The 26,769-nt window shown below is 65.4% G+C and carries 16 protein-coding genes; 7 read left to right on the top strand and 9 right to left on the bottom strand.

Annotation, left to right across the window (positions count from 1 at the left end):
• Positions 1 to 75 precede the first annotated feature (75 nt).
• Positions 76 to 2,406: a TonB-dependent receptor gene (locus V9K93_RS00815; protein WP_337301953.1), complete on the bottom strand. Its 2,331-nt coding sequence runs from the start codon at positions 2,404 to 2,406 to the stop codon at positions 76 to 78.
• Between the two features lie 139 nt (positions 2,407 to 2,545).
• On the opposite strand from V9K93_RS00815, the gene V9K93_RS00810 reads away from it, so the two are divergent.
• Both V9K93_RS00810 and fauA read left to right on the top strand, forming a co-directional pair.
• Positions 2,546 to 3,484, top strand: a complete 939-nt coding sequence (locus V9K93_RS00810) for a helix-turn-helix transcriptional regulator (protein WP_337301952.1) — start codon at positions 2,546 to 2,548, stop codon at positions 3,482 to 3,484.
• Between the two features lie 111 nt (positions 3,485 to 3,595).
• Entirely contained in the window at positions 3,596 to 5,767 is a 2,172-nt protein-coding gene (gene fauA / locus V9K93_RS00805; protein ID WP_337301951.1) for a TonB-dependent alcaligin siderophore receptor FauA, read from the top strand.
• Between the two features lie 17 nt (positions 5,768 to 5,784).
• Here fauA and V9K93_RS00800 read toward each other — a convergent pair whose 3' ends face one another.
• The 4 genes from V9K93_RS00800 to V9K93_RS00785 all read right to left on the bottom strand — a co-directional run bounded on the left by V9K93_RS00800 (position 5,785) and on the right by V9K93_RS00785 (position 11,856).
• A complete protein-coding gene (locus V9K93_RS00800) occupies positions 5,785 to 6,891 on the bottom strand; it encodes a YdcF family protein (protein ID WP_046985846.1) in 1,107 nt (368 codons plus the stop codon).
• Positions 6,891 to 9,305 carry a TonB-dependent receptor gene (locus V9K93_RS00795; protein ID WP_337301950.1) on the bottom strand — a complete coding sequence of 805 codons (2,415 nt, stop codon included), beginning with the start codon at positions 9,303 to 9,305 and terminating at the stop codon, positions 6,891 to 6,893. Before V9K93_RS00795 ends, V9K93_RS00800 begins: the two co-directional genes overlap by 1 nt.
• A 167-nt stretch (positions 9,306 to 9,472) precedes the next feature.
• Positions 9,473 to 10,630 carry an ROK family protein gene (locus V9K93_RS00790; RefSeq protein WP_046985848.1) on the bottom strand — a complete coding sequence of 386 codons (1,158 nt, stop codon included), beginning with the start codon at positions 10,628 to 10,630 and terminating at the stop codon, positions 9,473 to 9,475.
• Complete coding sequence (locus tag V9K93_RS00785; protein WP_046985849.1) at positions 10,627 to 11,856, bottom strand: MFS transporter; 1,230 nt, start codon at positions 11,854 to 11,856, stop codon at positions 10,627 to 10,629. Before V9K93_RS00785 ends, V9K93_RS00790 begins: the two co-directional genes overlap by 4 nt.
• Before the next feature lie 189 nt (positions 11,857 to 12,045).
• Here V9K93_RS00785 and V9K93_RS00780 point away from each other — a divergent pair, with 189 nt between their 5' ends.
• Positions 12,046 to 12,528 carry a hypothetical protein gene (locus V9K93_RS00780; protein WP_004152943.1) on the top strand — a complete coding sequence of 161 codons (483 nt, stop codon included), beginning with the start codon at positions 12,046 to 12,048 and terminating at the stop codon, positions 12,526 to 12,528.
• 51 nt (positions 12,529 to 12,579) lie between these two features.
• Here V9K93_RS00780 and aceE read toward each other — a convergent pair whose 3' ends face one another.
• On the bottom strand, positions 12,580 to 15,252 hold the full coding sequence (gene aceE / locus V9K93_RS00775) for a pyruvate dehydrogenase (acetyl-transferring), homodimeric type (protein WP_337301949.1): 2,673 nt from the start codon (positions 15,250 to 15,252) through the stop codon (positions 12,580 to 12,582).
• Positions 15,253 to 15,496: 244 nt separating this feature from the next.
• Positions 15,497 to 15,796 (bottom strand): hypothetical protein, encoded by a 300-nt coding sequence (locus V9K93_RS00770; protein WP_046985851.1) that lies wholly within the window; start codon positions 15,794 to 15,796, stop codon positions 15,497 to 15,499.
• Positions 15,797 to 15,935: 139 nt separating this feature from the next.
• On the opposite strand from V9K93_RS00770, the gene V9K93_RS00765 reads away from it, so the two are divergent.
• From V9K93_RS00765 to V9K93_RS00750, 4 genes are all read left to right on the top strand, one after another.
• On the top strand, positions 15,936 to 16,451 hold the full coding sequence (locus tag V9K93_RS00765; RefSeq protein ID WP_046985852.1) for an RNA polymerase sigma factor: 516 nt from the start codon (positions 15,936 to 15,938) through the stop codon (positions 16,449 to 16,451).
• On the top strand, positions 16,448 to 17,470 hold the full coding sequence (locus V9K93_RS00760) for a FecR family protein (protein ID WP_136639937.1): 1,023 nt from the start codon (positions 16,448 to 16,450) through the stop codon (positions 17,468 to 17,470). Before V9K93_RS00765 ends, V9K93_RS00760 begins: the two co-directional genes overlap by 4 nt.
• Before the next feature lie 141 nt (positions 17,471 to 17,611).
• The gene (locus tag V9K93_RS00755) at positions 17,612 to 20,545 is read left to right on the top strand and encodes a TonB-dependent receptor (protein ID WP_136639936.1); all 2,934 of its coding nucleotides are present in this window, start codon (positions 17,612 to 17,614) and stop codon (positions 20,543 to 20,545) included.
• A 10-nt stretch (positions 20,546 to 20,555) separates the two neighbouring features.
• On the top strand, positions 20,556 to 22,151 hold the full coding sequence (locus V9K93_RS00750) for an alkaline phosphatase D family protein (protein ID WP_136639935.1): 1,596 nt from the start codon (positions 20,556 to 20,558) through the stop codon (positions 22,149 to 22,151).
• A gap of 100 nt (positions 22,152 to 22,251) precedes the next feature.
• On the opposite strand, the gene V9K93_RS00745 is transcribed toward V9K93_RS00750, so the two are convergent.
• Together V9K93_RS00745 and V9K93_RS00740 are read right to left on the bottom strand one after the other, a co-directional pair.
• The gene (locus V9K93_RS00745) at positions 22,252 to 24,360 is read right to left on the bottom strand and encodes a phosphocholine-specific phospholipase C (protein ID WP_046985867.1); all 2,109 of its coding nucleotides are present in this window, start codon (positions 24,358 to 24,360) and stop codon (positions 22,252 to 22,254) included.
• A gap of 8 nt (positions 24,361 to 24,368) precedes the next feature.
• Positions 24,369 to 26,747 (bottom strand): TonB-dependent receptor, encoded by a 2,379-nt coding sequence (locus tag V9K93_RS00740; protein WP_337301948.1) that lies wholly within the window; start codon positions 26,745 to 26,747, stop codon positions 24,369 to 24,371.
• Positions 26,748 to 26,769: the final 22 nt, after the last annotated feature.

Genomic DNA, 26,769 nt, shown 5'->3' with positions numbered 1-26,769 from the left:
CGCAACCAGATGGGATTCTGATGCAGAGTGCCTGCAGGCTGTTCACCTGCAGGCGTGTTCTCATTCAATCTCTACTCAAAGCCTCACCGTCACACCCACCTGGAAACCACGCCCCGGCAGCGGCGCAATGTACTTCAGCGGCGAGTTGTGCGGCCGTGCTTCCTCATTGAGCAGATTGCTGCCATTGACGAACACTTCCATGCTGGCAATGTAGGCATTGCGCACCGGCAGCTCACGGCTGACCTGCAGGTCGACCATGTTGAACGCATCCAGCGGCACCTCCTCGCTGACGTTGCGGCCGAGGTACTTCTGGGTGTCGTAGTAGGTGCTGGACAACTGCGCCTTCCAGCCTTCGCGCTGCCACTGCAGGTTGGCGCCGTAGCGGTTGGTTGGCATGTTCGGCAGATATTCGCCGTCATTGTGGGCACGCAGCGAATCGGGGTGGTCGGCCTTGTTCTTCACCAGGTCGGCGAAGGCGGAGACATTCAACGAACCATAGCGGCCCAGGTCCACGGCCTGCGACACGTCGATCTCGAAGCCCTTCACCTTGGTATCGGTCTGCTTCCAGTACTTCAGCGGCAGGCGGTTGGCGGTCTGCAGGCCGGAGTAGCCGAGGTAGAGATAGTTCTCGTACTTCATCCGGTAGGCCGTGGCTGACAGCTCGAAACCGCCGAGATGGAACAGGCCGGTCAGCTCCAGGTTCTTCGCGCGTTCCGGTTCCAGGTCCTGGTTGCCTTCTTCCTGGGTCATCACCGAGTAGTGCGCGTTGCTGGCATACAGCTCGTTGATCTCCGGGGCACGCTGCGAAGACGAGTAACGCACCTTGGCCGCGAACATCGGCCCCAGCTCGACATATGAGCCCAGGCTGTAGCTGTTGAGCCGGTAGTCGCGGTCCTGCAGTTTCGTGTTGGAAGCATTGCGCGCGGTCTTGAAGCGGCTGGGCTGCAGCTCGTGATCCACGCGTTCGTGGCGCACGCCTGCGTCGAAGCTCGCCCAGCCGAAGTCCAGCGTTTCCTTCAGGAACACCGCGTTGCTGCGGCTGTCGACGTCGGGCAGGTAGCGCAGCGAGCCGCTGCCGGTGACATCACGCGACTGATGGCTGAAACCGAGCAGGCCGCTCAGCGGGCCGACCCGCTGATGGCTCAGCAGCAGCTCGGCCTGGGTGCTCTCGAAGTCGTAGTCGTTGGCTTTTTTTGTGCCCAGCCGCTCGCCGGAGGTGTTGTCCAGCTTCGAGACCCGCAGCTCAGCGCGTTCAACGTAGGGCAGCGGATCGCGCAGCAGGGCTTCCAGCGCGTAGCGTTGCTGCTTGATCACCACGCCCACCGGCAGGCCATCGGCGTAGTTGGAGCCGAACGACAGGTTCTGCATCGAAAAGCCCGGCACGCCGTACTCGCTGTCCTTGGCATCGATGCTGACACCGACGTAGCCGCGGTCGAAGAACAGCGTCGAACCGAGGGCCACCTGCGAATTGCGCGCATAGCTGTTGCCCAGCCGGTGATGGTAGTCGGGCGTCACATCGTTGTTTATCTGCTTCTGCACGTATGAGGGCGTGCCCGCGACGTAGGCCGGGTTGACCGGATTGACGTAGGTACGGCGCTGCCAGACCGAGGTCGGACTGTTGGTATAGAAGGAGAAATCACCGTCGGCCCAGTCCGGGTTCTCGGTCATGAACTGGTCGATGTAGGGTTGCGAGGCCTTGTTGTAGATCTGCTGGACGCGCGCCTCTTTCTGGCAGGCGTCGGCCAGGGCCGAGTTGACGCCCCCAGCGGCCGGGAACAGACCGGTGTTGCAGACGCTGGCCTTGCTGTTGCCGGGGATGTCGTAGTGCGAGATCCGCTGTCGCGACACCTGCAGGTTGGTGGACACGTTGCGCTGGTTGTTGAAGTTCATGCGCAAGCCCTGCGCGTCGGCCGCGTTGAACCCCTTGCGCAGGACCAGTTCCATCGACTGGTCCTTGTCTTCCATGCTGCGCGAGATCAGGCCCGAGTCGATCTCCACGCTGCCACCGATCGCATTGCCGCCATATCGCACGGTGTCGGAAGACTTGTTGACGGTGACGCTGCGTACGAACAGCGGATCGAACGGGATGTTGATGTCACCGCTGATCGCGTTCATGCCCAGAATCGACTGGCCGTCCTGCAGGATCTGCACGCGGTTGCCGCTGAGGCTGCGGATGACCGGAGCGCCCGCGTTCGGCCCGAAGGCGGTGCTCTGCACACCGGAGACGTGTTCGAGCAGGCCGCCGAGGGTGCGGTTCTGCGCCTGCGGATTGTCGACGGTGACCCGGCTGTCGATGCGGGAGGATTGGGAGGCCTGGACCTGGAGGGTGGGGAGGGTGGGGTCGTCCGCGGCCTGGGCGTTGTGGACGACGAACAGAATGGCAGCAGCAAGGAGATGGCGGCGCATGACACGATCCGTGAAGTTGATGTGAAATGTTATAACGTAACTATTTGTATCGACAAGGGCAGATTGGGCCTTGCCATGAAGGTTGGAGATGAGAGCGGTTCTCATATGACAATGGCGTTGGATCTCCCGTAGGCGCCCTATGCACACCCTTACCCTTGCCGACCTGGACCGCTTGGGCCGCAGCAGCGGTTTCCGCTATCGGCTGCCTGCACTTGCGTCCGCCGCGGATTCGGGCGCGCTGTGCGTGGTCGAGGGCAGGGTGGAACAGCGCTGCTTGCGCCCTGGCATCAGCCTGGCGCTGTCGGACGTGGTCGCGCATCAGCCGTTCGAGGCGACTTCGGAGGCACCCCCGCCGTTCGCTGCGATCGTGATGCTGGAAGGCCGTGCCGGAGCACGCCTGGAAGGGCAGGCTGTGATCGGCATGAACCGCGGCACCGGCGTGATGGTGTTGGCCGATGCCGCGCCGATGACTGCGATTCATCCGGCCGGTCAACGGATGCGCAGTCTGAATGTCTCGCTGGATGCACCGGCCGAGATGGATGATCCGGTGATCAGCGAACTGCTGTTGCAGGCTCGTCGCCATGGTCGCCGGCGGCTGCACAGCTGGCAGGTACCCGCGCATCTTGAACATGCCGCCGAACAGTTGCTGTCGGGGACCTGGCAAGGCGCGATGCATGCGCTGCTCTGCGAGGGTGTGGGACTGCAGATGCTGGCGATGGCGTTGGGTACGTCTGCACAGGACGCGCTGCCGGATCTGCGTGTTTCACCGCGCGACCGGCGCATGCTGCAACGGGTGATCGACTGCCTGCAGGCATCGCCTGCGGCTGACCACCGGCTGGAGGACCTGGCCCGCGTGGCCTGCATGAGCCCGAGCAGCCTGCGCCTGAAATTCCAGCAGGTGCACCGCTGTTCGGTGTTCGCGTGGTTGCGCGAGCGACGCCTGCAGTTGGCCTGCGAGCAACTGCGGCAGGGCTGCAGCGTGCAGCAGGCCGCGCATTTCGTCGGCTATCGGCATGCCACCAATTTCGCAACCGCGTTCCGAACGCGCTACGGCATCGCCCCCAGCCAGATCCGCTGAGTCCGGATCGCGGCTGGCGGTGCGCATACGCGTGCTGCGTGCGCGCATACGTGCGCTCACGCTTAAATGACAATAATTCTCATCCAGCCTTTCCCTTCTGCTGGATCTCCCATGCCTGCCTGTTTCCGCCCATGTGCCCTGGCCACCGCCATCGGCACGACCTTGGCGCTGTTCAACGCTGCCCACGCCGCCGAACGCGCTCCTTCCGTAACGCCTTCCCAGCTCCCAACCGTGCAGGTCACGGCCGACCTCGATGGCAGCACCGAAAGCTCGCGCTCCTACACCACCGATTCCATGGGCACGGCGACGGGGCTGTCGCTGACCTCGCGACAGACGCCGCAGTCGGTCAGCGTGGTTACCCGCCAGCAGATCGAGGACCGCGGGCTGCTGAGCACCGCCGACGCCTTGTCGACCGCCCCCGGCATCTCGGTCACGCGCAGCGACGCCAACCGCTACTCGTTCTCCGCACGCGGCTTCGATATCGACAACTACCAGTTCGACGGCGTGGTGATGCCGGTGCTGTCGCCGTGGAATTTCGGCGAGAACAATCTGGACATGGTGGTGTACGACCGCATCGAGATCGTGCGCGGTGCCAACGGCCTGATGACCGGCGCCGGCAATCCCTCGGCGGCGGTGAACTATGTGCGCAAGCGCCCGCTGCGCGAGTTCGCTGCCAGTGGTGGCATCAGCCTCGGCAGCTGGGACGCGCGCCGCGCGTGGGCGGATGTGTCCAGCCCGCTGAGCCGGGAAGGGCGTGTGCGTGGTCGCGTGGTCGCTGCGCAGGCAGAGGGCGACAGCTACACCGCCGGCCTGGACAGCACCGCAAAGACACTCTACGGCGTGGTCAGTGTGGATCTGGGCGAGGACACTGGATTGATCGCCGGCATCTCCTACCAGGGCAACGACAACCGAGGCTTCGGCAGCGGTTTCGCACTGTTCAACGCCGACGGCACGCGCACCCGATTCGACCGCTCGGTATCGGCCACCGCGCCGTGGGCACGGATGACCACCGATACCCGCAACGGCTTCTTCGATTTCAATCATCGCTTCGGCAACGACTGGCAAGCCCGCGTGTCCTACAGCCGCTCGCATACCGATATGGAGATGAAGCATCTCTACCGGGGCGGCTATCCCGATCCGGTTACCGGCGCCATGCCTACAGGCAACAGCTTCACTCGTTACGACGGCCCGGTGCGCCGCGAGGCGGTCAGTGTCAGCCTGTCCGGGCCGTTCGAGCTGTTCGGTCGCCAGCACACCGCATCGATCGGTTGGTCGCGCTCGCGTGATGAAATCACGCTGGGGCAGTACCGCGCACTGGCGCCGCTGCCGCCGTTGGCCAGCTATCTGGACTGGCACGGGCCTGGCACGCCTGAGCCGACGTGGGCCAGCAGCAAGACCCAGGCCGATGACCTGCACAACCAGCAGAGCGGTGCCTATGCCGTCGCGCGGCTGTCGTTGGCCGATCCGCTGCACGTGATCGTCGGTGGCCGCCTGAGCAACTGGGAGACCGACCAGGTCTACTTCGGCGCCAAGCGGAAGTACCGCTACCGCAACGAGTTCGTACCCTATGCCGGCGTGGTCTGGGACCTCAACGGCTACAGCAGCGTGTACGCCAGCTACACCGGCATCTTCAAGCCGCATAACAACCGCAATGAATCCGGGCAGATCCTCGACCCGGTCAGTGGCCGCAGTTATGAGCTGGGCCTCAAGGGCAGCTGGTTGCAGGAGCGCTTGAATGCGTCGGCGGCGCTGTTCCGCACCCAGCAGGACAACCTGGCCGAGGCCACTGGTGGTCTGGTCGAAGGCAGCACGCAGGCGGCCTACCGCGCGGTGAAGGGCGCAACCGTGGACGGCCTGGAGCTGGAGCTGGCCGGTGAACCTCTGCCGGGCTGGAGCCTGGGTACCAGCTTCACCACCTTCATCGCGCAGGATGCACAGGGACGGGCGATCAACACCGCCAAACCGCGCAGCCTGTTCAAGCTGTTCACCACCTGGCGCCTGCCCGGTACCTGGGATCGGCTGACGCTCGGTGGCGGTGTGGACTGGCAGAACCGCATGTACCAGACCGCCACCGCCCCCGGGAATCGCCGCGTGCCGGTGGAGCAGCCCAGCTACGCACTGGTGAACCTGATGGCGCGCTACCAGTTCAGTTCCCACGTCTCTGCGGCGGTCAACATCAACAACCTGTTCGACCGCCACCACTACTCGCAGATCGGCTTCTACAACCAGGGCTGGTACGGGGCGCCGCGAAACGTGATGTTCACGCTGAAGGTCGGCTACTGAGGGTAACGTCGCGCCCTTCAGGGATCCAATGGATCCATCGGATCGATGCGCAGCGATTCGGGCGCTGGCACGAAGGTGATCGCGTACGGCGAAATGCGTGAACCGACCTTGCCTGGAACGTAGCCAAGCTCACGACGGTTGCGCTCGCTGAATCCGCTGCTGGCGACCGAATCGATATGCGATGGACTGCTGACCACCAGTGCCGGTTGCCGTGGCGGTGCCTGCAGGGCCGCCAGTAACCGGGCTGCGTTGCGCAGGTTGGTGGTGGTGTGGCGGGCATAGGGCTCGATGATGATCGCCTCTGCGGGAATGCCGAAGCGCGCAATCAGCGCTTCGCGCATCTGCACGGCTTCGACGCTGCGGGTGCCGCGCGGATGCACGGCGCCGCCAGAGACGATGACGAAAGGCGCATCGCCCGCTGCATAGCGCTGCGCAGCGGCTTTCAGGCGCAGCTTGCTGCCGGCGCTGAGCGGGGTGGTCAGCTCGTCCGGGCCCTGCCCAAGCACGATGATCGATGTGTATGGATGCGCGGTCCAATCCAGCTGCCGCGCGCGTGCGAATGGCGCGGCGTTCATTCCCGCGCTGATGGGCTCGAAGCGGATCGCATCGAGACGATCATTGGCATCGAGCAGGCCCACTGCCACCGCGATGCTGCGATCGAATGCGGTGTAGGCCGCGGCGGCGTCCACCTCGCTCATCTGCATGGCAATGGCAGCATCGCCAGCCAGGCGCGTGCTGCCCGCCGCGCCGACCGGGCCGTCGATGGCGTCGTAGCGGGGCGGCTGGCCGTGGCCGTAGACGGAGAGGATGTTGTTGAGGCCCGCCAGCTCCCTTTCGATGGCCATGGCGTGCGCCGGAACTGCGGCGCTCAACAGGCCAGCCTGCGCGGGCGTCCAGCGTGCTGCCTCGAGTGTGCAGGCAGTGGTCCGGCAGCCCACCAGCTGCTGCATGCGTTCGGCCAGGGCGGCGCGCGCACGATCGGGCAACGTATCGTGCTTCAGCTGCACGAGGGTCGGAAACAGGCGCGAGGCGAGGGCCGCGCTGTCGCGGTCGTCGGCGGCTGCCGCAAGCGGCAGCACAGCCGTGGCCAGCAGGGCGAGGGACAAGCTCAATCGTTGGTGCATCACCAGCTCCTGCTCACCATCAGGCGGACGTTGCGGCCGAACAGTGGCCGTCCATAGATTGCCTCGGCCGAACCCTGGCCAGCCAGTGCATCGGTACGGGTGTTGCCCTCGGTGAGCCCCTTTTCATTGGTCAGGTTGTCGCCCACCAGCTGTGCGCCCCAGTTGCCGCGCTTCCATGAAATGCCCAGGCCCAGGGTCTGGTAGGCCGGCAACGCGGTCTGGTTGAACAGATCGACATAGGACTTGCCAACCACGTCATAGCGCAGCCATGTCTCGAACTGGTCCTGGCCGTGCTGGAAACTGAAGGTCGGCCGCAGGTTGCCGTAGAGCTTGGGTTCGCGGACGATCTGCTTGCCGTTGACCGCGGCCGGATCGGCGCCGGAATCGTTCTGCAGGCTGTCGTACTGCGGATCGCTGACCGTGATCGAGCCGGCGATGCTGAACCAGTCCAGCGGCCGGAACATGCCATCCAGCTCGATGCCCTTCGAGACGGCGGTGCCGATGAAGGGCACCGACTGGTCATTGCGGCCGGTCGTCGGATTGAAGGCGACGAAGGACGCATTGAGTGGATCGAACTTGGTGTAGAACGCGGTCAGGTAGAGATAGGACCGGCCGAACCCTGCCTTCAGGCCCAGCTCGTACTGGTCCAGCTGGGTCTGCACGATGGTGGGGTCGATCGAGCGCGCCACCGACGAATTGGGAACGATCTCCATGTGCGACACGCGGGCATAGGCGCCTACGGTGGCAGTGAAATCGTAGTTGGCACCCACGGTCCAGTTGGTGGCGGTCGGGTTCAGGCGATGGTTCTGGACGACGCCGGTGAACCGGCGCGTGGTGTTGTCAGCCAGTGTATTGCGGTCGCCGAGGTCGACCTGGGCGGTCTGCTCGGCATAGCCTTCATAGCGGTAGCGCTCATGGCGGATACCGGCGTCGAGCTTGAAACGCTCCGTCAGTGCCCACGTGTCATTGGCATACACCGCGAACATGCGGGCATCGACCTTGCCGCGATTGAGGGTGGTGGTGTAACGCAGCGTGCCCTTGTCGGTGACATAGCCCAGTGGGGCGCCATCGTTACCGTAGGCCACCAGATCCAGCAGGCGTGGCTTGCCGCGCATCTCCATCAGCATGTCCTGGTACAGGCTGAAAGCGGTGGTTCCGAAGAAGGCCGTGTATGCACCGATGTTCAGATCGTGGCTGCCCCAGGCCGTTTCAAACAGCCGCGTCGCACTGAAATCGGCCTGGCCGGAGTAGAAGTCCGAATCAGCAGCACGGTACTGGGCCGAGATCACCAGGCCGGAGTCGGCGTAGGGATCGTAGGCACTGGCGCCGTTGCTGCCGGCCAGCGCGTAGCCCATCCGCGCGACGCCGGCACCGAAGGTGCTGCGGGCCGCGCCCAGATAGCCGTTGGCGAAGCTGCGTGCGTCGACCGGGTTGGTGGTCGAGTACAGCGCGTCGAAGGTATTGCGGCCCTTGGTGTAGCCGGTTTTCAGCGAGATCGTCCAATCGCTGGCGGTGTTCTCGTACTGGAAGCCGATGTTGCCGAAGCGCATGTGCCGGCCATCGGCCAGGTCGCGGTTCATGCCCTGCAGGGCACCGCCGCCATCGAGGTACTTCAGGTTGACACTGCGCAGCGAGGGCGAGTTCAGCGTACCGTCGAAGTAGTCGATGTACGGGTCCAGTGGAACGCTGGGATTGCGCGGATCGGCAACCGGGATCGGCAGGTAGAACGTATTGTGGTCATCGACGAAGGTGCCGCTGATCTTGAACCAGCTGGTGTCGTCGAAGTAGTGCTTGATGTTGCCGCGGATCTGCCCGCCCTTGTCATTCGGGAAGCCGTTGTCGCGGTAGCCATCGTGCTGGCGCAGGAAGCCACCGACGGCATAGAAGGTGTCCTTGCCGAGCGCGCCCGACTGGTACATCTCGCCGCGGTACAGGCCGGTATCGCCGATGGTCAACTGCGCCTTGCCGTGCGTGTCTTCGGAACCCTCGGCGAGGATGTTGTTGACGATGGCGCCGCCGCTGCTCGCATAGATCGGTGCCGGGCCACCGCGTACGATCTCCACGCGCTGGTTCATCACGTCGAAACGGTTCATGCCGTCGCCGGAGTTGAAGAAGTGGCCATCCAGCTCCTGGTAGAGCGGCAGGCCGTCCTGCTGGAAGGCGATGAAGCCACGATCGGTTGGAATGCCGCGCAGCCGGGTGATGTTCTGTACTTCACCACCGGTGGCCTCGACATGGATGCCGGGCACCGACCCGAGCAGGTCGGCGTAGCTTTTCGGTGCGAGCTTCTGCACGTCTTCGCGGCTGAGTGAATTGACCGCGAAGGACGCATCGAAGCGACGCTGGGTGCGTGCCGCACCGGTAACCACCACTGCATCCAGTGTTGCTGCGTCGGCCGTGTCTTGCTTCTGCACCGGCGCGTCCTGCGCAGATGCAGTGCCGTGCAGGGATATCAGGACCAGGGAGATTCCCAGGACCAGGGGGCTGATGTTCATCGGAGGGCGGCCATGCAGGGAAGGGGGACCGCTGCACGGTAGGTCCGGGCGATGACGGAATTGTTTACTTCGGCGGAAATAAACAATTAAGCGGCGGCATCGGCACCCAACTGGTGGATTGGCAGCAGGGCCGCACCCACCGATACCGCAGACCCTCCCAGCCGCGACACATGCACCTGTGGCAGGCGCAGGCTGTCCAGCGCACTACTCCAGCGTGCTGGCTGCTGCAGATGCTGTCCCAATGCTTGCAGCACCTGCCGGGGCAGTGAACCGGACAGGATCACGGCGCCGGGATCGAGCCACGCCACACCGGTATTGGCCGCCACGCCCAGCTGGTTGCCCGCACGTTCTGCCCAGGCATTGATGATGCCGGCATGGGTTTCCAGGCAGGACTCAAGTTCGAACAGTGAAGGAATGCCGGCACCGGCGTCGCGCAACGTGGCCAGCAGGTCGATGCCCGAGGGGCGCGGTGCGTCCATGCGGAACAAGCGACCGATATCCCCGGCATTGCCGAACTCACCGCGCATCACGTCGCGCCGATGGATCACGCCGCCGCCCACGCCGTGGCCTACATACAGCAGCAGCGCCGAGGCGCAGTCGCGGATCAGCCCGCTGTCGTAGTACTCCGCCAGCGCCGCCAGGGTCGCATCGTTCTCCACCCAGACCGGGAAACCGAAGTAATCTTCGAAGAACTGGTCGTTGTCGATATCGCGCCAACCGTGCAACCAGTCCACCGCGTGCCTGCGCGCAGGCCCGGTTTCGACCACGGGCCCGGGAACCGCCACGCCGAGGCCCAGGAAGCGCGCGCGCATGAGCCCGGTGCGGCTGGTAAGGCTGCGCAGGCGCTGGTCCACCGCGTGCACGAAGTCGTAGGGATCTGCGCTGTCGAATGCGGTTGCATCGCGGGCGATGACCTGGCCGGCAAAATCCACCAGCGCGATCTCCAGCCAACCGGGATGTACCGTGGCACCGGCGGCATAGCCGCCCCGCCCGGAAAGCGCCAGTGGCACCGAGGGTCGGCCGCGCTGGCCATCGGACAGCTGTCCCTGTTCCTCGATCACTTCCAGCATCAGCAGTTCACGCGCCAGGCGGGTCAACGCACCGTTGTGCATGCCTAAGTGATGGGCAATGGTGATGCGGGGAACGGCTCCCATCGTGCGCAACAGCCAGATGATGCGCTTGTGGTCGGCATCCAGCGCGATCAGCGGTTTGCGGCGCAGCCGCGATGTGGGAGCCAGGTTCATGGGCGCAGGCCTTCGGTACGCGGCGGCGCGACTGGCCAGGCCAATGCGGCCAGCGACAGCAGGCTGCCGACGGCAACCAGCGAGACCAGTGCGGCAGAGGTGACCGGATCACCTGCCTGTATGCCGGGCAGCAGCTGGCCCAGCAGCAATGAGGAGGCGGCAATGGACAGTTTCATGGTTCCAGTGAGCAGGGCAAAACAGCTCAGGTCATCCTCACGTCCGCTGCGGACGGCATGGCGACGGGCGATCAGCGCGGTGCGCCGCCACAGCACCAGGCCGACACTGGCCACCGCCGCCCCATGGACAGCGGCACACGCAATCGCTACAGGCAGGGAGGGCTTGGCCTGGTAAACGCAGACGGCAGCGATGGCCAGCACCGACATCAGCGCAATCAGGCCTGTCTCGCTGCACAGCGGGGGGCGCAGGCGCAGATGGAGCCAAGGCGCGACCACCATGCCCGCGACCATGGCGAAGGTCAGCGCTGCGCCCTGGTCGGCAAAGGGAAACAGGCGCCCGGCCAGGCCCACCAGCGCCGTTTCTGCCGCTGCAGCCAGCAGAACCGGCAGCAGTGCCGGCAGCGGCAGGGCGCCGGCAACGGGCCTGATGGCTGTGGCGGGCTGTGCGGGCGTGGCGACGCAGGCCAGGGGAAGCGCGGCGGCCGCGATCAGGATGCCGATGATCATGCAGATCAGCAGCGCGCTGCCACCTCCTGCGGATTCAGGTGCACCGACCACGCCGAACAGTGCTGCAGCGATGCACACCTTGGAGATCGGTACCACTACCGCGCGGGCGGAAACGTAGCGCATGGCCTCGTTCTCGTCGCGGGGCAACAGCGAAGTCAGTGCATTCTGGGCCACGTCGTAAACCGCGTAGCAGGTACGGAACAACAGCGAGGCGGCCAGCAGCGGCAGGAAGGCCGGCTCGGTCGCGGTGCTCGGGCTGAACAGCAGGCAGGCGCTGGCCGCGGTACCGAGGCCCCCGACCAGCTGCAGGCGCAAGGCGAGGCGACGCTGGTCGTGCAGGCGCGTGAACACGGCGGCCAACAGCAGATCGAGCACGCTGCTGTAGGCCAGTGAGATGGCCAGCAGCTGGCCGGTGTGGTCAGCCGACAGTCCCAGCCGGACGTGCAGGTAGTAGCCCAGCGCCAGGTCCACGAACGACCAGGACAGAGTGCGGGCGAAGTGGCCGGCGGCATAGAGCTGCCGCAGCGATGGCTGCGCGTTCAACGCTGTTTTTGGGGGAGGAGGCCGGAGATCCGGGATCGTTCTACTACCCCTGTGTGACAGCGGCCTGACATGGCGTGAGGTCGGCCATTCAGCGAGTGGCTTGCAGCACACGCCGTGGGCGAGCAGCATTGACCGTGCTGCGCCCCACAACGCCTCACGCAGAGCCTTCTTCGTCGAATGGAGCAACGTATGAAGCTGTTGTCCGCTGTGTTGTTGTCTGCGCTTTCACTCCCCGCCGTTCCGGCGCTGGCAATGGAGGCATCTCCTTCGCCGCTGTTGGGGCGCTGGTCGCTGGATATCGCCACCTCGGCGCTGCCGCAGGCGCAGCGTCCAAAGCAGGTAGTACTCGAATTCAAGGATGCCGGTGGCGGCCGCTGGAGTTCGCACGTGGACATCGTGCTGCACGATGGCAATACCATGAAGTCCGATGGCACGCTGGCGCTGGATGGCACGCCAGGTCCCCTGTCCGGCACCTACGGTGCGGACAAGGCCAACCTGAAACTGCCAGCGCCGAACACGCTGGTGATGCAGCTGGTGGACCACGGTACGCCGGCCTCCACACGCATCTACACCGTGGCGGCCGATCGCTCGACGATGACCGAGACCAAGGCGTTCTACGGCCACGACGGTACGCCGATACTGCAGACCAATCTGTTCAAGCGGATGCCCTAGCATTGCCGCCGGCACCACGCCCGCAGAACGGGCGTGGTGAATGCAGCAGCCTTACACCGCCGCCGGATCGCGCTTGCCGGTGTCGATGCCGTACTTGTCGATGGCCTCCTGCATCCGCGAACGTTCGATGCGGCCCTCATCGGCCAGTGACTTCAGGGCCGCCAGCACGATGAAGTGGCGATCCACCTCGAAGAACGTGCGCAGCGATTCACGCGTGTCGGAGTGGCCGAAACCATCGGTGCCCAAGGCGGTGAAGCGGCGGTCGTTGATGAAGGGACGGATCTGGTCGCCGACGATCTTCATGTAGTCGGTGGCCACCACCACAGGCCCTTCGTGGCCCTGCAGGCACTGCTGCACGTAGGGTACGCGCGGCTCCTCGGCCGGATGCAGCAGGTTCCAGCGTTCGGCTGCCAGGCCGTCACGGCGCAGTTCGGTCAGGCTGGTCGCGCTCCACACATCGCTGGCGACGCCGAAGTCCTGCTGCAGCAGTTCGGCTGCTGCTTCCACTTCGCGCAGGATCGAGCCGCTGCCCATCAGCTGCGCGCGTGGCTGCGAAGTGCTGCCTGCGGCTGCCGGGCGCAGCAGGTAGAGGCCCTTCAGGATCCCAGCCTCGGTGCCCTCGGGCAGTGCCGGCTGCGGATAGTTCTCGTTGAGCACGGTGATGTAGTAGTAGATGTCTTCCTGCTCGACGTACATGCGGCGCAGGCCGGCGTGGATGATCACCGCCAGCTCGTAGTTGTAGGTCGGGTCGTAGGACACGCAGCTCGGAATCACCGACGACAGCACGTGGCTGTGGCCGTCATCGTGCTGCAGGCCTTCGCCCATCAGCGTGGTACGGCCGGAGGTGGCGCCGAGCAGGAAGCCGCGGGTGCGCGCATCGGCGGCGGCCCAGGCCAGGTCACCGACGCGTTGCAGGCCGAACATCGAATAGAAGATGTAGAACGGAATCGTCGCCAGCCCGTGGTTGCTGTAGGCGGTACCCGCGGCGATCCACGAACAGATCGCACCGGATTCGTTGATGCCTTCCTGCAGGATCTGGCCGTCCTTGGCTTCCTTGTAGTAGCTCAGCTGGCCGGCATCCTGTGGGGTGTACAGCTGGCCCAGGTACGAATGGATGCCGATCTGGCGGAACAGGCCTTCCATGCCGAAGGTGCGCGATTCATCGGGCACGATCGGAATCACCAGCTTGCCCAGTTCAGGGTCCTTCAGCAGGCTGGTGAGGATGCGCACGAAGCCCATGGTGGTGGACTGGCCGCGATCGCCGCTGCCCTGCAGCTGGGTGTTGAAGATCGACAGCGGCGGCAGCGGCAGCGGATCGACCTTGGCCAGGCGCGCCGGCAGCTGCCCGCCCTGGATGCGGCGGCGTTCGGCGAAGTAGGCCGCCTCGGCGCTGCCCGGCTCCGGACGCAGGTACGGCATCTCCTCCAGCTGCTCATTGCTGACCGGAAGGTTGAAACGGTCGCGGAAGGCGCGCACCGCGTCGGCGCTCATCTTCTTCAGCTGGTGGTTGATGTTCTGGCCTTCGCCGGCTTCGCCCATGCCGAAACCCTTGACCGTCTTGGCCAGGATCACGGTCGGCCGGCCGCTGGTGTTCACTGCCTGCTGGTAGGCGGCGAACACCTTCTGCGGATCATGGCCGCCACGCGCCAGCGCCCAGATGTCGTCGTCGCTCATGTGCGCGACCAGCTCCAGCAGCTCGGGATAACGGCCGAAGAAATGCTCGCGCACGTAGGCACCGTTCTGCGACTTGAAGGTCTGGTAGTCGCCGTCCACGCATTCCATCATGCGCTGGCGCAGCAGGCCGCTGTGGTCGCGGGCGAGCAGGTCGTCCCAGCCGCTGCCCCAGATCAGCTTGATCACGTTCCAGCCGGCCGCGCGGAAGGTGCCTTCCAGTTCCTGGATGACCTTGGCGTTGCCGCGCACCGGACCGTCCAGGCGCTGCAGGTTGCAGTTGACCACGAACACGATGTTGTCCAGCCGCTCGCGACCGGCCAGGGAAATTGCCGCCAGCGATTCGGGCTGATCCATCTCGCCGTCGCCGAGGAAGGCCCAGACCTTGCGGCCCTGGTGTTCTTTCAGACCGCGGTATTCCAGGTAACGCATGTAGCGCGCCTGGTAGGCGGCGGTCAGCGGGCCCAGGCCCATCGACACGGTGGGAAACTGCCAGAACTCCGGCATCAGGCGAGGGTGCGGATACGAGGACAGGCCCTCGCGGCCCGCTTCGCGGCGGAAGTTGTCCATCCGCGCCGGATCGATGCGGCCTTCCACATAGGCGCGGCCGTAGATGCCTGGCGCTGAATGACCCTGGATGTAGATCATGTCGCCGTCGAAGGTGTCGGTACGGCCCCGGAAGAAATGATCAAAACCCACGTCGTACAGCACTGCCGCCGACTGGTAGGTGGCGATGTGGCCGCCGACGTTGGAATGCTTGCCGGCACGCAGCACCATCACCATCGCATTCCAGCGGATCATCGCGTTCAGGCGGCGCTCGATGGCCAGGTCACCCGGGTAGGCCGGCTGGCGCTCGGGCGGGATGGTGTTGACGTACGCGGTCCAGGCACGGGTATGCAGGTCGCCATGCTGCTGGGCGTCCAGCTCGCTCAGCTGGTCGATCAGGTAGTGCGCGCGCGGCCGGCCGCCGGCCTGCATCACCGCCTCCAGCGATTCACGCCACTCCCGCGTTTCCAGCGGGTCGGTATCGAAGGGGATCTGGGCTTGATTCATGGCTGTCTCCAGAGGGCGCCGGTCGGACTTCTGCCTGGGCGACAACACCGGCAGGGCGCACAGCACTGGAGCGGGGTCGCAACGGCGGGGCCGTGACGCGAAGGGCGACCGTGGCGGTCACCGAGAAGACAAGCGTAGGCCTGGCCCCCCGGCTTCGATAGGCGGGCAGGGCTTGGGTCTCTGGCAAGCAAGGGTTGGCGCGGCGCGGCGTATCATGGGCGGATGCGCTGGGCACGGCCGCTGATCAGGCCGGGGACAACCCAGGCAGGAACATCGGGATGATCACCACGCCGACGCCCAACAGGCACCAGGCGACGATGGGCAGCCAGCGCGCCAGTCGTTGGGCGGGTTCCGGTGTACGACGGCCGCCGGTCCACAGCAGCAGGGTGAGCACACCCAGTGCATAGGCGAGGGCGACGATCACCGGATGCACATGGATGACCCGGCTGGGCGGCCACATCTGCTGCTGGTAGGCCGTGGTGTGCGCGACCAGCAGCAGGAACAGCAGGCTGCTGAGTGTGTTGATGGCGGTGCGTGCGTTCATTGCGGGGCACTCCTTGTGCCGGCTGCCGGGATACTGCAGGGGCGGAATTCTAGCGGCTGCCTGCCGGCAGTTGAAACGTCACTGTCATCGATGGCCGTCACCCTGCGGGGCTTTCCAGCCTCGGGGTGGTTGGCCGGCCGTGAACAGCGTGAGGATCTGGGAGAAGAGCTACGCGCTGCGGCGACGGCTGCTGCGTGGCTTTTTCCTGCGCCGCGGTTCTGCCAGCGAAGATGCCGAGGACCTGGCGCAGGAAGTGTACCTGCGGCTGCTGCGGACCACCGGCGAGAATGCCGCAGCGATCGAGAACCCGGAAGCCTACCTGTTCACCGTCGCGGCCAACCTGGCGCGCGAGCATGCACGCTCACGTTCGTCGCTGCCGCCGCTGGAAGACGTTGATTTACTGGCGGAAGTGCTGAAAAGCGAAGAAGACATCGAAGGCGAATTCGAGCGCGCGCAGCGCTGGAACGGTATCCGCAGCACCATCGCACGACTGCCGGCGACCACGCGGCGGGTGATGGAGCTGCACTACCGCGACGGGTTGGACTGCCCGGGAATCAGCCAGCAGCTGCAGGTGTCGGTGCACATGGTGCGCAAGCACATCGGCAAGGGGCTGGAGGCCTGCAGGAAGGCGCTGGGCGCCAGGGAGCACACATGAACCGGAACACATCGCCCGCAGCCGACGACACGATCGCCTGCGAGGCCATGGACTGGTTCCAGCGCAATCGCGAGGGGAGTCTGGGCGAGGCCGAGCGCGCTGCATTCCTGCACTGGATGAAGCGTTCGCCCGAACACGTGCGCGCCTACATGCACGCCCTCGCGCTGCACCGGCAGGTCGGTGAGGCACTGCAATCGCCATTGCCTGAAGAGGCGCAGGCGCCGCCACGGCAGGCTGCCGCCAAGGTGGTGCCGCTGTTCGGTAGCGCACCGGCCGCGCCGCGCGCTGCGCCGCGGCGCGGCCGCGCGCGCTGGTGGGCGCTGGCTGCCGCAGCCTGTGTCGCCCTGCTCGGCGTGGGCCTGGTTCCGCAGTTGATGCCCACCGAACAGCTGTACAGCGCCGACCATGGTGAACTGCGCGACCTGGTGCTGCCTGACCAGACCCAGGTGCAGCTCAACGCGGACAGCCGCCTGCGGGTACGCATGAGCTGGTTCAGCCGCAAGGTGGAGCTGCTGCAGGGCGAAGCCACGTTCGACATCGCCCGCGACCGCCGTCCGTTCGAAGTGCAGGTGAACGGCCTGAAGATCCGAGACATCGGCACCGTGTTCGATGTATCGCGGCGGCTGCAGAGCACGCGCATCGGCGTGGTCTCCGGCGAAGTGGAGGTGTGGAGCCAGGGCAGGGATGCAACGCGTCTTGCGCAGCTGGGCGAAGGCCGGGTAGTGCAGGTCGACACGCGCAGTCATGCTGTGGAGTCCTTGGACATGCCGTTGTCGATGCTGCTGGATTGGCAGCATCGCAAGGTGTCCTTCCTTGATGAGCGGCTGGATGAAGTGGCCGCCGCCTTCAACCGACACAACCAGGTACAGGTGCGGATACTGGATGAAGGCGCGGCATCGGCGCGGCTGTCCGGCAGCCTCGATGCGCATCGCATCGGTGCATTGCAGGTGTTCCTCGAACGCGATCCGCGCTTTGTCGTACGCCGCGAGGGCGACACGGTGCGGGTCGGCAGCCGCTGAGGCCGGCGTGGCCGTGCACTGTCAGAAAAGATTCATCGAATCCGCGTTCTCCACTTCGGTGGAAGCGGGCTCTTACTTGGGAGAAGCCGCTGTCGAATCGCTCAGCGGCACCTGCTGCTTTCTCTCTTCCAAGGACCCGTGATGCGTAACACGCTCTACCTGTCGATCATCCTCGCTCTGTCTCCCTGCAGCGTGCCGGTGGCGGCTGCGGCCACTGCAGATGGCCTTGAGGCCCGTGTGTCGGCGCCGATCGCGGCGCAGCCGCTGGCGCGTGCGCTGGAGCAGTTGTCGCGCAGTTCGGGCGTGCAGTTCCTGTATTCGGGCAGCGGTGAAGCGCGTATGGCCGGGGCGGTGCCGCGTGGTGCGACCGTCAAGCAGGCACTGGACGCGCTGCTGGCAGGGACCGGCCTGGGCTACACCGTGGTGGACGGCAACGTCATCGCCATTGATCCGGCGCCCGCACGCAACGAGCCGAAACCGGCCGCGCCGAAGCCACGCGAGGCCGAGGCGGTGGTGGCGCCGACCCTGGATACGGTGAAGGTGATTGCCGCGCACGAGGTGATCGACCAGAAGAAGACCTCGCCGGTGATCAAGGATTCGGTGGTCTACGACGAGATGGACAGCTACGGCGACGAAACCCTGGCCGAGAGCCTGATGGCCGCGCCGGGGCTGAGCGCGGTGGAAGACGCTGGCGAGCCGCGTTACGTCACGGTACGTGGCGTGCAGGCCAACCTCAACTACACCACCATCGATGGCATCGCGATTGCCAGCGTGGGTGGCAGTGGCTCGGGTGAGCGCATGAACAACCTGCAGCTGATTCCCAGCGACATCGGTACCCGCACCGATATCTACAAGAGCTTCAGTGCCGAGCAGGCGCCGGATGCCATCGGCGGCGTGATCGACATCATCAGCCGCAGTGCGTTCGACCGGTCCGGCAAGTATGTGTTCGCCGATGTGGCCGGTATCTACTCCACTGCCGAGACCAACGTCGAGCGCAGCGCCGGTGGCAACCACCAGACCCTGGGTCACTTCGGCAAGAGCGCCAAGGTGGTGTTCTCCAACCAGTTCGGTGCCGACCAGGAATTCGGCATCGTTGCGGTGGCGCGCTATGAGCAGCGTTCGCGCAACAGCGTCAAGCGCTGGGTGGAGTCGAACTACTACTACAACGACGCCGGCAAGTACCTCACCGACGGCACCACTGGGCCGGACGAGGCCAAGGGCTGGAACGGGCTGCGTGCGCCCGGCAATTTCAGTACCGGTACCTACACCAACTTCATCACCAATTTCGGTGGCTCGGCCAAGCTGGAATGGAAACCGTCGGACGATCCGTTCTACGCGTCGCTGCTGCTGTACTCGTACCGGTTCTACGAGAACTCGACGATGAACAAGACCGATCTGTATGGCAACGCCAAGTTTCCGATCCGCAACCAGACCGATGACAGCGGCACCACCCAGATCAACAGCATCTACATCAAGAACCGGCATGATCGTTGGGATCGCAGCAATCGCGGCGCCATCGCCAGCTTCAACTGGGACTTGGGTGACCGTTCGCGGTTGACCCTGCGCGGTGGCCACACCGAAGAGACCTTCCACAACAGCCAGGTCTACTGGGGGGTACGCGCCTACCCGAGCAACCTGTTCGTCGATTACGAGAACGACAGCCACGGCTTTCCCAATGCGGTGGCGGTTTCCGATTCCAGCCTGCTGACCAGCTCGGCGTTCAAGCTCAACCCGGCACAGGCCTATGTCTCGCCGCGCGACGCCAAGGAGAGCATCGACAACCTGCGTGCCGACTTCAGCTACAACATCGACGCCGATGCGCGTGGCTTTGGCCTGGCCGCCGGTGCCGAGTACCGTCACCTGAAGATCTGGCAGGACATCGACTTCGACTACTACAAGAGCAGTGCCACGCTCAACGATTACCTGTACCCGGGTTCTACCCTGCTGGGCAGCGTGCCGGGCTTTCCGCTGATCGACAATCGCAAATGGAATGACGAACTCGCGCCCACGCTTGGCGGCAACGACGCGGCCTATCCGAATGCCGATTTCACCAGTGACTACAAGTACGTTGAGGACATCACCAATGCCTATGTCTCCGCGCACTATGCCTGGGATCGGCTGTTGCTGATCGGTGGCCTGCGCTACGACCACACCACCTTCGATGCATTCAGCCCGTTCAGTGATGATGGCGGTACCACCTATACCTCCGCGTTCCGCAGGACCAGTGGTAGCTACAACAACCTGCTACCGTCGTTGAATGCAACCTTCAAGCTGACCGACGACCAGCGCCTGCGCTTCTCCGCCAGCCGCACCCTGGGCCGGCCGACGCCAAGCAACATCGCCCAGGCCACCAGCACCAGCTGTGGCGATGACGAGGAGGGCAGGGGCTTCTGCACGATCAAGCAGGGCAACGCCAACCTGCAGCCGCGCCGCTCCACCAACATCGACCTGGCCTGGGACCTGTATTTCAACGACAACAACGGCCTGGTCTCGGTCGCGCTGTTCGACAAAGTGATCAAGGACGACATCTACACCCTGACCACGTTCGAGAACGTGGGTGATACCCGCTACCGGGTCACCCAGCCGATGAACACCGACGCGTCCAAGCTGCGCGGCGTCGAGTTCGCGGTGGCCAACCGCAACCTGCAGTGGGGCCACCAGCGCTTTGATATGTATTTCAACGCCACGCGGCTGGAAGGCCAGACCAACTACCGCATCAGTGATGGCAGCGAGCGCCGCCTGGACCGCCTGCTGTACCAGCCGGACTGGTCGCTCAATGGGTCGGTGATCTGGCGCATGCCGTGGAAGAGCGCACAGCTGCGCATGTCCGGCACCTACCGCAGCCGGATGCTGGTCGACTTCGGTGATACCCAGTGGCTGGACTCGTACTACGACCCGTACATGACCTTCAACTTGGCCTTCAGCCACAAGGTCAGCAAACACGTGACGCTGAAGTACGAGGCCAAGAACCTGTTCAACACGCAGCCGACCTACAGCACTGGACCCAATGGTCGCTTCCGCACCGAGATCGACGACTACGGCCGCTTCTTCTACTTCCACATCATCTACAACTGAGGGCGCACCCGTGGATACGATCAATCGCAGGCGATTCCTGGCCCTGGCCGGCCTGTCCGCCGCCGGCGCCTGGATGGGCACGGCACGGGCGCTGGCCGCGCAGACCGATGCCACCGCGCTGAACCCGCGCAACCTGCTGGCATCGCCGCGGTTCGCCAGTACACCGTTCACCCTGGGCGTGGCCTCGGGTGATCCCTCGGCCGATGGCATGGTGCTGTGGACACGCCTGGCAACGGAGCCGCTGGTGTTCGGTGGTGGCATGCCGACGCAGCCGATGGCGGTCCAGTGGCAGCTGGCGGCCGACGATGGCATGCGCAAGGTGGTGCGCCAGGGTTCGGCGATGGCCCACCCCGAGCTTGGCCATGCGGTGCACGTGGAGCTGGAAGGGCTGGCACCGGGCCGTCCGTACTGGTATCGCTTCAGCGTGGGCGGCCACGCCAGTGCCGTGGGCCACACCCGCACGCTGCCGGCAGCCAACGCTGCGGTTGATCGTGTCCGTTTCGCCGTGGCCGGTTGCCAGCACTATGAAGAGGGCCATTACACCGCATGGCGGCGCATCGCCGAGGAGCCGCTGGACTTCGTCTTCCACTATGGCGACTACATCTACGAGGGCGCAAGCCAACCGGGCGTGCGCAGGATGAACGGCCGGCCATTCACCAACCTGCGCAACCATGTTGGACCGCAGATCTACACGCTGGACGATTACCGTCGCCGCTACGCCCAGTACAAGAGCGATTCCGACCTGCAGGCCGCGCATGCGTCGGCGCCGTGGTTCGTCACCTTCGATGACCATGAAGTGGACAACAACTGGGCCGGTGCGGAGGACCAGGACGATACCCCCAGCGAGGTGTTCCTGCTGCGCCGCGCACAGGCCTTCCAGGCTTACTACGAGAACATGCCGCTGCGCCGATCGGCGCTTCCCCGCAACGGCCACATGCAGATGTATCGGCGTGCCCGCTATGGCACGCTGATGGACCTACACCTGCTCGACACCCGCCAGTACCGCAGCAAGCAGGTGGACATGGCGCTGCATGAGGAAGTGGAATCACCGGCGCGCAGCATCGTCGGTGCGAAGCAGGAGCGCTGGCTGTTCGACGGACTGGCCGATGCCACGCCACGTTGGCACACCATCGCCCACCAGGTGGCACTGGGCAACTACATGCGCGAGAAGGATGGTGTGGTGCAGTCGTCCGACGACCAATGGTCGGGCTATCTGGACAGCCGCCGGCGCCTGCTTGACCACATCCAGAAGGTTGGCTTCGGCAATGTAGTGACCGCCTGCGGCGACGCGCATCGGCACTACGCCAGTGACCTGGTGCAGGACCATCGTGACTCGGGCGTGATCTCCAGTGAATTCCTCGCCACGTCGATCACCTCCGGTGCCGATGGCCAGGGCGTGGACGCGTATGCCGAGAACCAGCTGCGGCACAGTCCGCAATTGAAGGCGACCACCGACAAGCGCGGCTATGTGCTGTGCGATGTCACCCGTGATGCCTGGATCGGCGACATGAAGACGCTGGATACCGTGATGCAGCCGAACGGAACGGTGCAGAGCTGGAAACGCTATGCGGTGGAGCACGGCCGGCCGGGGTTGCAGGAGGCCTGAATCTACCGGTCTACCCTGTAGAGCCGAGCCCATGCTCGGCTGCTCTTCGATAACTGACCGGAAAAGCAGCCGAGCATGGGCTCGGCTCTACAGAGATCCTTCAATCGTGCTCGAACCGCAATGGCTCGCTGCCCATCGCCGGGTCGCTGGTGCCGGGGCGACCATCTTCTGCGCGACCGGCCAGACGCAGCACGCTCTCACCCGCGCCGACCTGCAGGTCATACCAGCCCGCGGTAGGCGTTGCATCCCACGCCAATGCGGTCTCTGCATGCGCCGGCAGCGCCAGCGTCTGTTCCGGCATGTGCCCGGCATAGGCGCCGGCATGCACGCGCAGCTGCTGTACGGCATCGCTGAGATTGCGCAGATGCAGCCGCAGCTGGCCTTCGGCGCGCTCGACCGACGCCTGCACGACGGGCCCTTTGGCAGCGCCCTGGAAGTGACGGTGGAAGCCATTCGGGCCGAGCAGCCACAGGTCATAGCGTCCCTGGGCGTCCAGCGCCCAGCGCTCGCGCAGCGGCGTGCCCGGTACCAGCGTATAGCGGCGTGGCACCGCACCCAGCCGCAGCCGATCGTACACATGCAGCACCGCCGCTGCGCCTTCGCAGGACAGCGTCAGATCCACGCCCGATGCGTCGATCGCAGTAATCGATGCCTGCGGCCGATAGGGCAGGGCACGCGCCGGGCGTACGCCGCTTTCCTGTTTCGCCGGCTTCAGTCCCTCCGGCAACGCCGGCACGGTGCGTCCCGGCAGGGCGGCAGCGCGTGCGGCAACCGCGCTGACGTCGGGCAGGCCGCGTACGAACGGGCGGGTATCACGCTGGGCGAAGTCGAAGGCATTGCTGAGGTCACCGCAGACCGCGCGGCGCCACGGCGAGATGTCCGGTGCGGCCACGCCGAATCGGCGTTCGATCAGGCGTATGACCGAGGTGTGGTCGTACACCTGCGAATCGACCCAGCCACCCCGGCTCCAGGGCGAGATCACGTAGAGCGGCACGCGCGGGCCCAGTCCGTAGGGGCGTCCGCGCAGCTCGGCGGCGTCGTACTTCTCATCCCCCGGTGCCGGAAGGCGGTGGTACTCGCCCTCGGTGCTGACCGAAGACGCACCCGCCCAGCCACCGTTTTCCGGTGAAGGTGGTGCCGGTGGCGGCATGTGGTCGAAGAAGCCGTCGTTCTCGTCGAACATCAGCAACAGGGCGGTGCGGCTCCACACTTCTGGATCGGCGGTCAGTGCATCCAGCACGCGCGCGGTGTACGCCGCGCCCTGGGCCGGGCTGGAAGGGCCGGGATGCTCGCTGCCGGCCGCGTCGGCGATGATGAAGCTGACCTGCGGCAGGCGCCCGTCGACCACGTCCTGGCGCAGCTGTGCCAGCCCACGCGTGCTGACCCCACGCGCGCGCAGCTGCGGGTCATGCCCCGGCGCAGCGCGGTAGGCCTGGCGGAAGGACTCGAAGCCGGCCAGCGGGTTGTCGGTGAAGTTGTCGGCCATGTCCTGGTAGATCTGCCAGGACACCCCGGCCTTCTGCAGGCGTTCTACATAGCTGGTCCATCGGTACGACGCCGGATGCCCGCCATGTTCCGGGAAGTTGTCGTGCGAGTTGGCGATCACCGGGCCACCGGCGCGCGCGGTCGCATCGTTGTGGCCGGTCCATAGGAACACCCGGTTCGGGTTGGTTCCGGCCTGCATCGCACAGTGGTAGGCGTCGCAGATAGTGAACGCGTCGGCCAGGGCGAACTGGAAGGGCAGGTCGCTGCGCTGGAAATAGCCCATCGAATGGTTCTGCTTGGCTTTCGGCCATTGACCCATGCGTCCATGGTCCCAGGCACGCTGTGCATCAGGCCAGGTGTGCGGCGTGCCTTCCACCCGCATGTAGCCGAAGTGTGCAGCGGTATCCAGCGGGAACGGTGCGATCGCGCGCGTGCCGCTGGCATCGGGTTGCAGCCACAGGCTGCGCGCGCGGCCACCGGCCTGCAGCGCGGCGGCCGGGGCCACGAAGCGGTCGCCGAAGCCACGTACCCCCGGCAGCGTGCCGAAGTAGTGGTCGAACGAGCGGTTCTCCTGCATGAACACCACGATGTGCTGCAGGTCTTCCAGGCTGCGCGTCTGCGCGGCGGGTGCGATCGCTGCAGCCCGGGCGATGCTGGGTAGCAGGGGGGAAAGGCCGGCGGCAGCGCCGGCCTGCAACAACCGGCGTCGGCCGATATCGGTCACGGGTTCACTCACAGGTCCACACGGAAGGAGATGCCGACGGTACGCGGTGCGCCGATGAAGGCGTTGTCGCGGCCATCCACCCCTGCAAGATACCGCTTGTCGGTGAGATTGCTCACCACCAGGTTGGTGCCCATGCCCTTCAGGCGCGGCGACAGGCCCTGCAGGTCGAAGCCGATGTTGGCGTTGAACACGGTGGCCGAGGGCAGCTTGTTGACGTTGGCGGCATCGAGGTAGCGCGTGCCCAGGTAGCGGCCGGACAGGCCGAAGTTCCAGCTTTCACCCTGCCAGTCGGCCGACAGCACCAGGGTCTGTTCGGGCTGGCCGATCACCTTGGCACCGTCGACGATGCCGAGCTGGGTATCACGTGCGGCGTCGCCACTGCCCAGGTACTTGGAGCGGTTGTAGGTATAGGCGGCGTTGAGGCGCCAGCCGTTGTCCCAGCCATAGCCGAACGCGGCCTCCAGGCCGTTGCTTTCCACGCCGCCGAAGTTCTCGTAGACACCATCGGTCTCGCCCAGGTAGTCGATGCCGCTGACGAAGCCTGCCGGCAGGTAGACGATGCGGTTGTCGAACTTGATGTTGTACAGGGTGACCGAGGCGGTCAGCGGCCAACGACTGATGCGCATGCCGACTTCGATGTTGTCGGCGGTTTCCGGCTCCACGTTGCGGAAGCGCTGCGGGTCGGTCTCGCCGAGCACGCCGGAGGGAATGGCGGCGAAGTTCTGCGAGAAACCGGCGAACAGCTCCATGCCTTCCACGCCTGGCGCCCAGGTGAAGCCGGTGGACAGCAGCGGATCGGACTTGGAATCGGATTTCACGTGCTCATTGGCACCGATCACGCGGCGGCGCGACTGGTCGACGAAGAACTGCTTCACGCCCAGGCGCGCGCTGAACGGGCCGAAGCGCGCGATATCCTCGACGTAGTACATCTGCTCATCAACCTTGTACTTGTCCTCGAACTGCACCCAGTACGGCTGGTGGTCGAAGGCGATGTCCTGGCCGACGTTGAGCAGGCGATGCCAGTCGCGGCGTGCCGAGCGGTCCAGCTTCTCCACCCACAGCCCGCCACGGATCGTGTTGTCGACGGCACCGAAAGTCTGCCGCCACTCGACGTCGGCGGTCACGCCCTTGCGGTTGTTGTCGTAGTGGGTGTGGCGGTACGACTGCGCGCCCAACACGTTGCCGGCGTAGCAGTTCGGGTCGTACTCGGCAGTGAAGCCCAGCCGTGGGGTGCAGCTGGCCAGGCGCTGTGCGGCGCTGCCATCGGGATTGACGAAGAAGATCTGGCCGCGGTTGCTGCCGCCGAACACGGTCCTGCCACCGAGATACTCCGATTCCGGGCGGCCAGCACCGTCATCGCTGACCTGTGCCAGGTAGGGCGGCAGCCAGTCGCCGCGGCCTTCCATTCGGTGCCCATAAGCGGCCACCGAGGCCTTGAAACCGTTACCGCCGTCGAAGGCCGCGCGCAGGTAGCCGAAGGTGTTCTCGCGCAGCGCACGCGAGCCGGAACGGAAGTTCTGGTCCAGGTACGGAATGCCGGTGAGGGTGCCGACCAGGTTGTCGCGATCCGGGTTGGTGGCGAAGCCCTTCGGCGAGACGCTGGTGTATTCCGGCTCGTCGGCATCGTTGTAGGACAGGTAGCCGGTAAGGGTCCAACGGTCCAGCTCGGTGATGAACTTGCCGGCGATGTGGTCGTTGCTGGTCTTGCCGCTGCCGTCGATCCAGTCGTGCACGCGCGCGGAGGAAGCGCTGACCCAGGCGCGGGTGTGGCCGCCGAGCAGGCCGGTGTCGTAGCGCACGTAGTACTTGCGTGCCTCGTTGTCACCGGCGCCGACCACGAAGCGCAGGCGGCTGTCCTGCAGCGGATCGCTGGTAAGGAAGTTCAGGGTGCCCCCGAGGGCTTCGTTCGAGCGCGAGGAGATATCAGCGGTGCCCTGGCTGACTTCCACCGTTTCCAGATCGAGGGTGTCGATGTAGCGGTTGGCCAGCGAGCCGCCGCCGTAGCCCGAGCCGCCATTGGGCAGGCCATCGATGGTGGTGCCGATCTGCTGCGTATCGCGGTTGGTGACGAAACCGCGCATGCTGATCTGCGTGCCCCACACCGACGAACCGGTGGCGTCGGCTTCACTGACCACCACCCCGGGTACTTCATTGAGTGCGTCGTTGACGCTGCTCATCACGGTCTGCCGGTTCAACGTTTCCGCACGTACCGAGGTCTTGGCGTAACTGGTGGCCTGGCCGATCACCTGCACCTGGTCCAGGGTGCGGGCATCGCTGCTGCGCGGTTCGGCCGCGTCGCCCTGCGGTGCTTCGGCCAGGGCATCCAGTGCGGGGGCGATCAGCAGGGCAAGCAGGGAGACACGGGGAAAGCGCGCAATGGTTCGCATCGAGACCGGACCTTGAGGGGAG

The sequence above is a fragment of the Stenotrophomonas sp. CCNWLW162 genome (genome assembly GCF_037203745.1).
Taxonomy (GTDB): Bacteria; Pseudomonadota; Gammaproteobacteria; order Xanthomonadales; family Xanthomonadaceae; genus Stenotrophomonas; species Stenotrophomonas maltophilia_AQ.
The sequence above is the reverse complement of the archived record's forward strand: the minus strand, read 5'-3'. Positions and strand labels throughout refer to the sequence as shown.